A 13861-nucleotide genomic window follows, 5' to 3' on the forward strand; every position below is an offset into this window, starting at 1 on the left:
CAGCCACGAAGCCGCGACGAGGGCCACTCGCCGAAACCATGAGCGGGATCAAGAAACCACAGGAAAAGCCTGCCGTTGGGCGGTTTTGCTCTCATAGCAACAGGTTGCCCCGCTCCTCCTCGGTCAACTGCGCCTTCGCCCGTTCGTCCAGCGTCCCCGCGCCCAGCACCTGCACCGGGCTCTGGCGGTTGTACTGGGGATTGAGGCTCGCCCCGTCCTGCCCCGGCACCAGCCGCTCGCCGCCGAAACCCAGCACCTGCACGGTGATCACCGAAGGCTGGCGCTGCCTGGACGCAGCCTGCTGCTGGCGGCCCGCCTCTTCGGCAGCCTGGCTGGCCGACGATGCCGCGGCACTGGCCGAGGCGATCGCACCGGTGTTCACCGAGGCCACCACCGGCATGCCCTTGGCATCGCCCTGGACCTGGATGTTGGCGGCGTTGACCACCTGCAGCGCGGCGATGTTGACGTTGCCCGACACGCGGATCCCGGCCTCGCCGGCATCGATGGTGCCCAGCGGCGCGATCAGGTCGATATCCCCCGGTGGCACCTCGGCGATCGGATTGAGCGTGGCGATGCCGGCGCCGGTGCTCGGCACGCTCGGCGCCAGGCCGACGTTGCCCCAGCGGTCGTAGGTACGCTTGGGCGGGGTGTAGACCACGGTGGTCTTCGAGCCGCGACCGGCGTTGATGTCGCCCTGGGCCGACCAGCCGAGAATCGAGCCGCCGAAGGTGGTCATGATCCGGCTCTGGCCGAGCAGGATGCTGCCTTGCGAATACAGCTGGATGTTGCCGCTGCCCTGGGTGATCACCCCGGCGGTGGACGGCGGGGCCTCGCCTTCGATGCCGAACACTTGCTGGCCTCCCGGCGTCAGTACCTGGATATCGCCGCCGAAGTCGGTGTGGATGCCCGCCCCGCCGTAGAAGGTGGCGCTACCGCCATAGCTGATCGGGTTGCCGGCCACGTCCCGCTCGGGGAACAGCGCGGCGATCGCCTGGCGACCGCGCAGGTAGCTACCGGTGCGCGGACCGCTGACGTCGTTGTATTCGCGGCCACCCTCGCGCAGTTCGCTGAAGTACACCTGCCGGGCGAAGATCCGCTGCTGCTCGGCAGGCAGCGTGGCGAGGAATGCCCTGCCCGCCTCGGCGTCCCCCTCGAAGGCAAAGCGCGCGCGCAGCCAGGCCAGCAGGTCCTGGTCGTAGACCTTGACGACCTGGCCCGGTTGCCCCGCCAACGACCGGGAAGGATCGGCCAGGTGCTGCGGATCCAGGTAGCGTGCCAGCAGGCCGGCGTAGTCCGGTCCCTGCTTGCCGGCCCCGACGATGATGGCGATGGCCGCGCCATCGTTACCGGCGCCACTGCCACCGACCCGACCGATACTGGTGATCGCCGCCTCCTGATAGGCCGAGTCGACGCCCGATCCGGACTGGTACAGGTTGCGCCCGGCGACCACCTCGAGCTGGCCGGGGCCGGCAACATTGAAGGTGCTCAGGCGGATGTCGCGACCGGCGCTGACCAGCGAGACATCGCGGCTGTCGCCATGGATGATGAGGTTGCCGCGGGACAGGTTGTTGCCACCCTCGCCACCGGCCACCAGGCCGCCGGCTGCCTGGCGCTGGCTGCCCAGCACGGTGCCGGCGTTGACGATGTCGCGACCGGCCATGATGCGCAGCGGCCCGCTGCCCTGATAGAGCCTGAGCCCCAGCACGGGATAATCGATGACCTCGCCGGTGTTCAGCCCGACGATATCGCCGTCCAGCGCATAGAACCGCACTGGCTGCGCAGGCTGCATCCGGCTATCGACATAGGTGTTGACGCCGAAACTGTAGAGCGGACTTTCCCAGACATTGCGCGGCAGGTCGCCGTGCAGGTTGGTCGACAGCACGAGGTTGCCGGTACTGCTGCCCAGGAATGCGGGGCGCCACGGTGTTGGTAGCGCCGAGGCGTCGGTGCCCGCCTGGCTGACTGTGTAGCCGCCGGCATAGATCGAGTCCCCCGCGAGCAACTGCAAGCGCGTGTTGGCCGACGGCGCGGTCATCAGGCTCTCCGCCGAGGCCTGGCTCGCCGAGCTGCGCACCGAGTCGCCATAGTACAGGCTGCCATTGACGGCGGTGGCGCTGAGCGCGGTCGGATAGAACACGCGGCCGCCATGGATCGCCAGGTTGCGGGTCGCGACACTGGCACGGTTGTGAACGTTCGGTGCCAGGTCGCCACCCAGGCTGACCAGTTCGATGGAGGTCTGCGGGGTCCACAGCGAGAACCAGCTGTTGCCGCGCCCGCTCATCCGCGTGCCATCGTCGGCAGTGAACGGCGTGCTGTTGAACGTCGGCACCCGGCCCGGATCGCCTACCCCCTGCAGCACCAGGTCGCCGCGGCTGAGCAGGCGCACGCCGCTGTCACCCGGCATCAGCATGACGCCGCCCCAGGCCTTGGCCCGGGTTGCGCTGTAGGGGTCGTAGGCGCGCGATTCGCTGTTGTCCTGCTCGATGCCGTAGCTGCCGTAGATCGACTGCAACAGCCCGATATTGGCCGCCTCCACCTGCAAGGCGCCGCGCAGGTTGACCAGCGTTCCCTGCAGGTCCATCTGGGCGTCCGCGGCCGTGATCGCGGCCAGCCCCGGGTTGAGTCCGCCACCGACACGCAGGTCGAGGTCGCCCCCGCCGGTCTGCACCAGGCGCCCATCGGCGTCCACCCGGCCGCTGCTGGCGACCACCAGGTTCAGGCCCTGGCTGCGCTCGACGCTGGAAAGGTCGGCGCCGCTGGCCTGCAACAGGCCGGCCGCGCCCGCCACCCGCACATCCAGATTGCCGCCACCCAGGGTGCCGATGCCGGTGAAACCGACCAGGTACGGCAAGCCGGGTGCGCTGGCCGGGTCCTGGGCGAAACTGCCGAAATTGAGCCACCAGGCACCTGGCGTGCCAGCGTCGGTCTGCCCTTGGCGCCACAGCCAGTTGCCGACAGCCGCCGAAGCGGTCTGACGGCGCGTCTGCTGCTCGGTAGCCTTGGGCCCGACCAGGTTGCCGGTCAGGTCGCCGCCAGCGGCGATCAACAGGTTGCCGCCCTGCTGCGGATACCAGGCCCGGTACTGGCCGGTGATCGATTCGTAGGCCGCGCCCAGGGCGCCAAGCACGCTGCCATCGGCCTGGCGACCGCGGGCCAGCTGATGCGCATCGATGCCCTGCTCGAGCAGGGCCGGTGCCTGGGTACCGGCGGTGTAGACCCCATACAGCGAATCCATGCGCCAGTCGCCGGCACTGAGCAGTTCAAGGTCGCCGGTACCGGTGCGCAAGACGCTGTACAGCTGGGTCTGCGGGGTGATCTCGGCCTTGGTGACGCCGCCCGGCGTTTCGACCTTCAGGCACCAGGTCGGCCGGGCGGTACACAGCGCCAGCAGGTTGGAGGGCACCGGTTGGCCGGGTACCCGCCCAACCGCCAGGTTGGTCCAGAAATAGCTGATGATGGGTTTGGAAGTCTCGATCACCCGCGTGGCGATGTAGTGCTGGTCGGCCAGGCGCAATGCGCCGGCGTCCGGCTCCGGGCGGGTGATGCGGCTGTCGGCGGCGCCCAGGTCGGCGCCGGCCACCAGGCGCATCGACCAGGATTGCGAGCCCTCCGGCAGCATCTGCCCGAGCGCCCAGTTGCGTCCCTGCTGGCCGGCGACTTCCTGGCGCAGGTCGACCCAGAACACACCTGTGGGCAGCTTGACGTCGGTGCCGGCCGGCAGCAGCGCGCCCACTGCCAGGGCCAGGGCGCCACGCTGGGTCAGCCCTCCCACAGGCAGGGCAGCGCCCTTGCGCCAGACCCCACCGCGCACCGCCACGCTTACCGGCAGGCGGCTGCCGGCATCCAGCCGGGTATCGGCGGCCAGAGTCACCGCCTGCTCGAGCAAGGTGCCGGCGGCATACAGGAGATTGCCGGAAGCATCACGCACGGCGGCATCAAGCACGGTACCGGCCGGCAGGGTCACGGCGCTTGCCAGGGTCAGCACAGCGGGCAGCCGGGTGTTGGCCGGCAGCGAGGTGTCGGCGAACGGCAGGTCGAAATTCAACGTGCTGCCCGCGGGGTAGCGCGTGCCGGCGGCCAGTTCGACGCCGCTGCGTGGAATCACCAGGTCACTGTCGAACGGCTGCTTGCCGGGAATCAGGATCCAGCCACGGCCATCCATGCGTTCGCTGCCGGTGGCCAGCTCCGGCGGCAGGAAGCCGTCGCTGATGCTGCCATGGACTTCCAGGTTGCCGCCGGCGCGCAGGGCCAAGTGGCCGACTTCGCCGGAACCGCGCAGCGCAGTCTGCGCCGTGGCCGGGTTAATACTGGCGTAGCGATGACCGGACAGGTCGAGATCGCTGCGCACCACCAGGTCGGTCTGGCCATCGCGGCTGGCGATCTCCACGCCGGGGCGCAGGTGCAGGGCCTTGGCGTAGGTGGCGTTGTTCAGGCCGGCCAGGCGGTTGTCGAGCAGGTCGCGGTTGGCCAGCGCGGCGTTGACGAACAGCACGCTGCGCGCATGCTTGGCGTCGAGATAAGCCTGGTCGATGTACTGGTACGGCCGACCACTGGCCGCCGTGCCGCCATTCAGCGCGTCGGTGTAGCGCTGCTGGCCGACCACGGCGATGGACTGCGCACCCTGGATGTCCAGCCTGCCACGGGCATCGATGGCGATATCACCGGCGATGTCGCCGCCCACGCGCGGCGCCGTCAATACCAGCGAGCCGCGGGCACGGCCGTCGTGTTGCGCGGCGGCGGTGCCGTGGCGCAGGTCCAGGCGAGCGCCGGGGCTCAGGGTCAGCACGCCGTCGCCGCTGGCCAGCTCGATCTGCGCCCGGTTCGGCGCATCGATGATCGCACCGTTGCTGTCGACCCGCAGCAGGCTGCCATGGGCATCGAGCACCGCCCCGGCGGCCAGGGTCAGGCCATGCCCGGCCGCCAGGCGGATGCTGCCGACCTGGGCGCCGCTGGCATCGACGGTGCCGGCCACGGTCAGCTGGCCGTTGTCCAGCGAGAGGCTGATTTCCCGCGCCTTGAGCTCGCTGCCGATGACCAGGTCGCCCTGGGTGATCTGGAAGCTGCGCGCGCCGAACACCTGGTCACGGTTCAGGCGCTGGTTGAGGCCGGCGAAATCATCCACCTGGCGGGCACGGATCGCCACCGCTCCCTGGTCGTACGGCACTCGCGTGCCACCGGCGTCATGATCACCGCTGGCGGCGCCAAGGAGCTGGCCCTGCAGGCTGACCTGCCCGCCCAGGGCAGTGGCGCTCAGGCGGCCGGCGCGATTGTTGCGGGCACTGAGGTCAACCAGGCTGCCACTGGCCTGGCGGATGTCACCGACAGCGCTGGCCAGCAGCAGCTCACCGCCCCAGCTGTACTGGGTCACGTCGTTGAAGGTCAGGCTGCGCCCGGCCAGGTCGATACGCGAACGCTCCCCCAGGACCAGCGCCTCTTGCGCCGAAACGCTCAGCTTGCCGCTGGGCAGGCTGAAGGTACCGTCGAGCAGCACCTGCTGGCCACTGAGCGCGAGCTCCGCGCCCACGCCATCGCGGCCGCTGGCCAGCGCGCCACCGCCACCGGTCACGCGCAACAGACCACCGGCGCTGATGCGGTTGATCGAACCGGCGCCGCCGGTCCACAGCGGCGTCTCCACCAGCAAATCGCCACCGCTGTACTGGAAGCCGCCCTCGCCCTGCCAGGCGCCGCGCTGGTGGTACACCTGCAACGCCCCGCTGTGATTGGCGCTGACCTGGCGGCTGGCGCGGATGTCGACCTGGCTGAAGCCCAGGGTCTGGCGGCTCATGCTGGCGGTGCCGTCGGGCTGGCTGGCCGGCCCGTAGCCGAAGGTCAGGTTTTCCACCCGCAGCTCGAGCACGCCGTCGCCACTGCCCGCGCCACCGGCGATGGGTGCGCCAGACAACGTACGGGCGCCGTTCCACACCAGGTTGCCGGTGTGGATGGTCGCCCGTTCGCTGGCCTGGCCGAGGCCGTAGATGGCCGGCGTGCCGAGGATCAGTTGCTGCACGCGGTTGCGCCCGGTCAAAGGATCATAGGTGTCGAGCACGCTGTTGCCGAAGAAGTTCAGCGAGTCGGCCGCCGTCAGCGACAGGGTCTCCAGGGCGGGAATGCCGCCCTCGGTGCTGCCCTGGAACAGACGGTCGAGCACTTGCTGGTTGAGCGTCAGCCCCTGGCCCAGCACCCCGGCGTTGGCCGCGGCGGCCAACGCGGCGGCGGAGCCGACGTTGATCCGCCCTACCGCCAGGCCCAGGTGGCGGGTGCCGAAGCTGACCTGGTCGTCGAGGTTGAAGGTGCGGTCGGTCGCGGCGAACAGCGAGCCGTCCGAGTACAGGCGGGTCACCCCCGCGCAGTTGCCCGAGGGGCAATCGCCAATGAGGATGCTGCCGGGCGCGAAGACATCGCCGGCCACCGACGGCAGCACGTCCAGGCGGCCGTTGGACAGCGCCAGCAAGCCGTGGGCATTGGGGTCGATGAGGAAACCGTCATTGGCATCGAACGGCACCGCCCCCTGGCCCAGGGTAATGATACCGGCCCCCTGCTCGACGACGATGGCGCCACGCGCCCTGTCGGTAGCCAGGAACACCTCGCCGGCGCGCAGTTCGGCACCACTGCGCACGAGGATGTCAGCGGTCGACTCCTTGAAGCGCATCATGTTGCCACCCTGGCCGTAGAGCACCTCCGGACGGGCGCCGATGCTCAGCCGCGGCGCCTTGAGCGCGCTCAGGTCGCTGGCGCGCAGCGCGACCCGGTTGGGTTGCAACCAGTCGCTGGCCTGACCGTCGGCGAGGATCTCGATGGCCTCCACGCCCAGTACCGCCACGCTGCCGCCACGTCCGTCGCGGGCGGCGTCGAAGCGCGCCTGACCGGTAAAGCGGAACGCGGTCTCGGGATCGGCATTGGGCTTCAGGCGCAGGGTCAGCCACTTGCCATCGGCCTCGAGCGCCGCCCGCGGAACACCCTTGGCCAAGGCGTCGGCCCCGACGAAGGCGGCGTAGGACATTTCGTTGTACTGGCTGTAGCGGCGCAGGGTGTCGGCGGCGGTGAGGATCACCTGCCCCGACAACGGCTGGCGGATATCGGTGTTGGCCACCGACAGGCTGCCCGAGGTGGTCCAGGAACCATTGCGCATGACCTGGCTGATGCCTCGCTGGCCGGCCATGGCCAAGCCGTTGAGCTCGACGCGGAAGGCGCCCGGCAACAGCGCGTAGCTGGCCGGCAGCAAGGTGTAGGTACCCGCCGCCAGCCCCGGCACGCCCTGGTCGAGGGTGATGCGCTGGCCGATGGCCGGGTCCGCCACGCCGGCCTCCCCGGCCAGCGGCGCGTAGTCGCCGGCCAGGCCTGGGACGATGGCATAGACCGGGTTGCTCGACAGCGACGGCAGTACCAGGCGGCCATCGGCATCGAGCTGCATCAACGGATGGTAGCGGGCGTCGGTGGAGCCGCCGCGCCCGGAGACGAAGCCGGCGCCGGTCAGTTCGCCGCCGCCGGCCAGGTCGATCAGCGCCCCGGCCTGCACATCGATGCGCTTGCCGGCCAGGACCACCCCGTGATCGCTATCGCCGGTGCCGCCGATCAGGTTCACCGGCTTGCCGTCGTACAGGTAGCTCAGGCCATCGACCGTGCCGCCGTAAGGCATGCGCAGCCCCGCCGCGCTGACCGAAGTGATGCTGCCGGGCAGCAGGTGCACATCCTGGCCGTTCTCGCCGGTATCCCCCAGCAGCACCTGGCCAAGCGGCGCCCGCACCACCCCACCCTGCTCCACCGTGCCAGCGCCCAGGTGCAGGCGGCCGAACACCGACAGCGGCACGCCTGGCGTGGCCTCACCGACCCGTCCGATCCGCAGGGTGGCGTCGCGGGTGCTCAGCACGCGGGCGTAGGCACCGCTCACGGGGTACAGTTGCGCGGCCAACAGTTCAATATCGGCATTGCTGCTCAGCTGGGTCGGCATCGAGGGGATGTCGCGGCCGAGGAAGCGGATATCCCCTTCACTGCGCAGACGGGTCAGGGCAAAGCCCCGACGGTCGAACTCAAGCTGTTGCCCGCCACTGAGGGCCAGATTGCCGTGGGCGCCCAGGCCCAGTTCGTCGCGTATTTCAAGCAGGTTGGCCTCGACCTGCAACAGTGCGTGCGACGCCTGCTGCGACAGCCCGCCCTTGACCGTCGGGCGCACGGTCTGGTCGCCGCCCAGGTGGTTGCTGCCTGCCAGTCGCACGTAGGGCGCACGCAGGCGGATGCGGCTGTCGTCGGCACTGCCGTCGGCGAGCACCAGGGAGCCGGCGTACAGTTGCAGGCCCTGGGCCAGGTCCAGTGCCAGCGAACTGTCGAAGGCCAGCACACCGTCGCTGAGCAGGGCCAGGTTGGCGAAGCCACCGCGCTCGACGGTGTCCACATCCAGGCGCGCATGGCCATAGCGCAAGCGCTCGTCGGTCCCGGCCCCACGGCCGAGTACCAGCTCGCGCGGCACATTCAGGCCATCCTCCAGGCCATCCTTGCGGTACAGACCGGTATCGAGGGCCACGCCGAGGCTGCCGCCCGCCGCGCCGACACCGCCGGACCTGGCGCTGAGCGTGCCGTCCAGGCGCAGGCCATAGCTGGAGGCCAGGCTGATGCTGCCACCGGCGCTGGCCATTGCCAGTGGGCCCTGACCACGGATGTCCAGCACGGCGCTGGCGCCATCGGCGCGCAGGCGGGCGCCACGGGCGATGTCGACAAAGAGGTAGGCGCCGTCGCTGGTCCCCTTGGCGTGGTCGATCTGCCCACCAATGACGATGTTGCCGCCGGCGGTGACCCGCCCGTAGCGCCGGCCCTGGCTGTCGAGGGCGGTAAGCGCCTGGCCGGAGACATCGATCAACGCCTCGCTGCCCAGGCGGATCGCACGGTTGTGCAGGCTTTCCTGCACCCCGCTCACCACCGTTTCGGGCAATACCTGCAACAGGCTCACCTTGCCAGCGGCGGCCAGCAGCGAACCGTCCAGATTCAATTGCGCGGTACTGCTCAGGGCGATCGACTGCAACGGGTCGACACCGATGCTGGCGCCACGGCGCACCTCCAGCAGCGCGGCCTCGCGGTCCGCCTGGGCCAGGCGGGTATCGCCGGCGGCGAGGCTCAGGCTGGCACCGGCACGCAGGCCCAGCTCGCCCTTGATCGCGTTTTCACGCACCTGCGGCGGCAACCACAGGGTGGCCTGGTCAGCGACCGACAGGCTGGCGTCGAGCAGTTCCACGGGTCGGGTGACCTGCACCTGGGCGCCTTCGGCCACGATCAACTGTCGCGTGCCACGCACATTGTACTGGGCGAAGCCGCGGTTGAAGAAATCCGCGCCGAGGTGCAAGGCGCTCGCGTCGGCCACCCCGCCGATCCGCACGCGCTCGGCCTGCAGGTCGAGGGTGCCGGCGCCATTGCTGCCATGGCCGCGCAGCTCGCCATCGAGGCGCAAGCGCCCGTCACCGCTGGCGTTGAACACGCCGGCCTGCAACGTCAGGTTGCCGCCGCTGCCACCGCGCAGCTGGTTGCGCTCACCGCGCACCACCCCGCCGGAAACATCCAGCACGCTGGCCTGCCCCAGCAGCACATCGCCGGAGCTGCGCAGCGACAGGCTGCCGCCGTTGCGCCAGGCCATGGCCCCTGCGTCTTCGCGGTCGCTGCGCGCACCACCGACATCCAGGCGCACACCTTCGCCAACCAGCACCTGCGCACGCAATCCGGCCGGCGTGGCCAGGGCGATATCGCGCAGATCGGCGCCGTCACGCTGGCGCAGCACATCGCCCAACATCATCTGCCCGCCCTTGGCGGTAAGGTCGGCCGCGACCCGCACCTGCGGCGCGTACAGGGTCAGTTGCCCGCCGTCGGCCAGGTGCAGCGCCTGGTCGACCTGCACCGACTCGCTGGCGGCAATGCTCAGGCCGCCCAGCGCGAAACCGTTGAGCAATTCGCTGTCCAGTACCAGTCGCCCGCGCCGCTGCTCGTCCAACGGCGCCTGCAACTGCACATCGGCACTGGCGCCACGGTTGCCGCCAGCCAACGTCACCTGGCGCAGCACCGGGGTCAGGCTGAAGGCCAGGTCCTTGCTGGCGGTGAGGTAGCCCGGCAGCTGCTGGCCGATGACCAGCTGGGCGCCTCGGGCGCGAGCACTGTGGACCTGCTTGTAACCATCCAGCCCGGCCACCGGCGCCCGCACCTGGCGCTCGTCCTGCCAGGTCTCGCCGACCAGCCGGCCGTCGAGCAATGCGCCCTGGGTGGCCACCACAAGGCTGCCGGCGTCGCGCCCGACGGTGTAGCCCTGTTCGAAGCGCTGTTGCGGCGCGATCAGCGGGTTGTAGAACACACGGGTCTGGGCCCAGCGCGCCGAATGGTCCTCGAAGCCCTGGTACAGGCCGCTGTAGAGCAGGTCGCCCGGCGCCCGCGACAGCTCGTACAGGCGCCCGTCCTCGCCACGCAGCCAGCTCTGACGCACATAGCCGTCCTGCACCGCCAGGGTACCGCCGGACAGGTTGATCTCGGCGCCGGCGCGGGTGACCAGGTCCTGGCCGGTGAAGGTCACGGTGCCGCCCTGGGCCATCCATTCACCCACGCCGTGGCTGCGCGTGCCCAGGTAGCCGCCCACCTCCAGCAGGCCACCCGCGGTGTACCAGCGGTCGCCGGCATGGCCATTGACACCGGCCGCGACGTGCACCAGCTCACGCACGTCGACCCACACATCGCTGTTGATCAGCCCGCCCTTGTCGCGGTTGCCGGCGGCATCGCGCTGCTCGTTGCCCTGGACATTGATCTTGATGACATTGCTTTCCATCGCCACCTTGACCCCGAGGGCGCCGGCCACATCGAGGCGCGCGCCATCGTCGACCAGGCTGCGCCGGCCGGCGCTGACCGCCACCTGGCCACCGGTGGCCAGGGTCAGCGAACCGTCCTGGAAGTGCACGGTACCGCCGCTGACCACTTCCACCCGCGACTGCTCGGGGCGGTCGATGACCGTGCTGAGGTTGTCGAAGCGCCCCGTGGCCAGGTTGCCGTTGCTGCCGTTGACCACCGCCCTCGAGGCTTCGCGCTGGCTGTCGAGCGCCGCGCTGTCGTCGAGCAGCACGGCGGTAACGCTGCCGCGCTCGAAGCTGACGCTGCCGGTGGCATCGCTGGCGGCGTTGAGCAGGTGGATGCTGCCGCGCCGATCCACCGAGGTGCTGGCCAGGACCACACCCTGCTGGCGCACCTGGTGACCGGTCAGGGTGACATCGCCGCCACTGGCCTGGATCAGCCCGCTGTTGCTCACCGTGCCGGCACTGCTGCCGGGCTTCAGGCTACCCGCCACTTCGTTGCCACGGGTGGTCGAGTAACGGTTGGCCTCGGTGCCCTGGCCGCGACGGATATAGAAATCGTCCGCCGCCGCCAGGGTCGCCTGGCCCTTGCCGGCGATGATCTGGCCGTCGTTGCCCACCTCGCTGCCCAGCAACAGCACGTAGCCGCCACCGCTGGTGGAGCTGCTCGGCGCCTGGGTACGAATCTGCGCGCCGCGCTCGACCAGCACCTTGCCGGCGGCATTGGTGAAGGTGGCCTGGCTGGCGCTGCTGTCGACGTAGAGCCCGCGCTGGGTGAACTGCTCGTCACTGACCTGGGCGGCGGCGGCCACCAGGTTGCGCACGTTGACCTGGCTGGTGCCGTTGAACACCACACCGTTGCGGTTGATCAGCATCACCGTGCCGGGCGCCTCGATCTGACCATGGATCTGGCTCGGACGGGCGGCGGGGTCGTTGACCCGGTTGAGCACGGCCCAGTCCGCCTGCTGCTCGAAACGCACGGTGGTGTCGCGCCCGACGTTGAAGGTCTCCCAGTTGAGGATGGCCTTGTCGGCGGTCTGTTCGATGCGCACCTGGGTCTTGCCATCGGCCTGGCTCTGCTGCGGTGCCTTGGCATTGAGCCAGCCCTGGGTCAGCGGGTTCTCGTCGACCTTCAGGCCACCCTCGCCCAGGCCGTTGGGCACAACCTGCGGCTGCACCTGGGCCAGGGTCCGGCCATTGGCCTGGGCCGCCTGCTGGGCGGCGATGGCCGCCACCGTGTTGTTGAGGTTGTTCACCGAACGCTGGAACTGCTGGTTCAGGCGCTGCTGCTGGGCCAGCGGTGGTGGCGATCCCGGCAGCACCTGCCCTGCCCCGCCGGCGCCAGCGGCGCCGCTCGGAGCATTGGAGGCGCCCTTGGCGGCGAACCAGCCCGAGCTGAACGGCTGCGCCGCGTGGGCGCTGCCCGCCAGCATCAGCAAGGCGATGGCCTGGGCCAGTGGCTTGAGCCGCGGCGGCTCGCCGCGACGCTGGATGGCGGAGGCTGAAAGGGCTGGCTTGGGCATGCCGCGCGACATCGCAGGGTTCCTTGTGCTGGTTCTCGAGATCAGGGAATGGCGGTCGTGATGCCGCTTTGCCATAAGGCGCTCCGGCGACCGGGGGACCGAAGCTTTGTCATGCAAAGTTCATGGGGCTGGGGTATGGCGAACGCCTGCACCCGGCGCAATGCCGGTGCTCGTGCTGCCAGGTCGACGCAAAATGAAAAAAGCCCCGGCGTCACCCACGGGTGCCGCCAGGGCCCATGCCCACGTCCGAGGACGCGGGCCACCGGGGTTTTGCCTGTTACGAGCGACCGATACCGTTGCACACGTTGGTGTTGGCGATATCCAGGCCTTCGTTGCCTGCGTTGGTCAGGAAGGCCTTCTTGATTTCATCGGCGAAGGCGACCGGAACCGGCACGAAGGAGTGGATACCGATGGCCAGGTCGTGGTTGCCGCTGTACAGGTCGTTGAGGAAGCCACGAACAGCGGTGGCGTCGGCGGCGTCCTTGTAGCACTGGCCAACCAGCAGGTTGGTGTAGCCGACGATCGGGTAGCCAGTGGTTGGGACCGGCTTGTCGCTGGCGCCACGGCCGAAGGTGACAGCCCAGCTGGCCGGGTTGGCGCGGTTGGCGGTCGGGGCGGTGGCGCTGGCCAGGGCGGCCTGGGCGTTGTCGACGGTCGGCAGTACGGCGGTGCCGCTGGCCAGCTTGCTGACACGGGCCACCTGGGCGTTGTTGGCGGTATCGACGAAGTCAGGGCTGACGTAGCCGATGGCGCCGTCGGTGGCATTGACCGCATTGATCACGTCAGCGCTGCCGGCCACGCCCTGCCAGGTGCTCGGCTCGGTGCCGACGTTGGCGCTGGTGAACGTGCTGCTGACCGAGAAGGCGGTCGGGCAGCTGTCGTTGAGGAAGCGCGCCAGCAGCTCGGTGGTGCCGCTGCTGCCGTTGCGGTAGATCACCTTGATCGGGGTGGTGTCGGCGGTGCCGAGCAGTTGGCCCCAGGTGGAGATGCTGCCGGAGAACACGCCGCACAGCTGCGAAGCGTTGACCTGCAGATCGCTGACACCATTGCGGTGGTAAGGGATGGTGACGGTGGTGCCGACGGCCGGGATCTGGATCAGTTTGCCCCAAGTCGCGGCGCGGTTGGTGTCGTAGGTCGACAGTTCGCTGGCGCTGAGCACCGAGTCGGAACCGGCGAAGTCGACGTTGGTGCCGGCCGGCTGGTTGATCGACGCAGGGGCGTTGGTCAGGAAAGCGGTCTTGCCACCGCCGCTGCCCACGCCGGTGTAGCTGAAGCCGCTTGGCAGGATGCCTTCCCAGGTGGCGTTGCCGTTGTACAGCGGCTCAGGCAGGGTGGCGCCGCCACCGACAACAGCAGCCATGGATTGGGCCGAAGCCAGGGTAGCAGCCACCAGGGAGGCGGCGATCACAGTACGCTTAAACATGAAGCAATCTCCTATCGTCGTGTTCGTACGTTGAGTGGGTCGCGCATTGCTGTGGCCACAGGCTGCATACCCTGATCCAGAGGGGCTGGCGGCCTGTCCACGGAGGC

2 protein-coding genes are annotated in these 13861 nt (G+C 69.6%); both read right to left on the bottom strand.

Annotated features, from left to right (window positions below; translation table 11 throughout):
* Window positions 1–91: 91 nt before the first annotated feature.
* The gene (locus POF53_RS21670) at window positions 92–12343 is read right to left on the bottom strand and encodes a filamentous hemagglutinin family protein (protein ID WP_498969343.1); all 12252 of its coding nucleotides are present in this window, start codon (window positions 12341–12343) and stop codon (window positions 92–94) included.
* A 265-nt stretch (window positions 12344–12608) separates the two neighbouring features.
* Complete coding sequence (locus POF53_RS21675) at window positions 12609–13754, bottom strand: substrate-binding domain-containing protein (RefSeq protein ID WP_203647159.1); 1146 nt, start codon at window positions 13752–13754, stop codon at window positions 12609–12611.
* Window positions 13755–13861 lie beyond the last annotated feature (107 nt).

Source organism: Mitsuaria sp. RG (genome assembly GCF_028369275.1).
In the GTDB taxonomy this organism is placed as follows: domain Bacteria; phylum Pseudomonadota; class Gammaproteobacteria; order Pseudomonadales; family Pseudomonadaceae; genus Aquipseudomonas; species Aquipseudomonas peradeniyensis.

Coding starts and splice junctions, on each gene's coding strand:
- POF53_RS21670 (WP_498969343.1), bottom strand. CDS start 12,343: ATGTCGCGCGGCATGCCCAAGCCAGCCCTTTCAGCCTCCGCCATCCAG.
- POF53_RS21675 (WP_203647159.1), bottom strand. CDS start 13,754: ATGTTTAAGCGTACTGTGATCGCCGCCTCCCTGGTGGCTGCTACCCTG.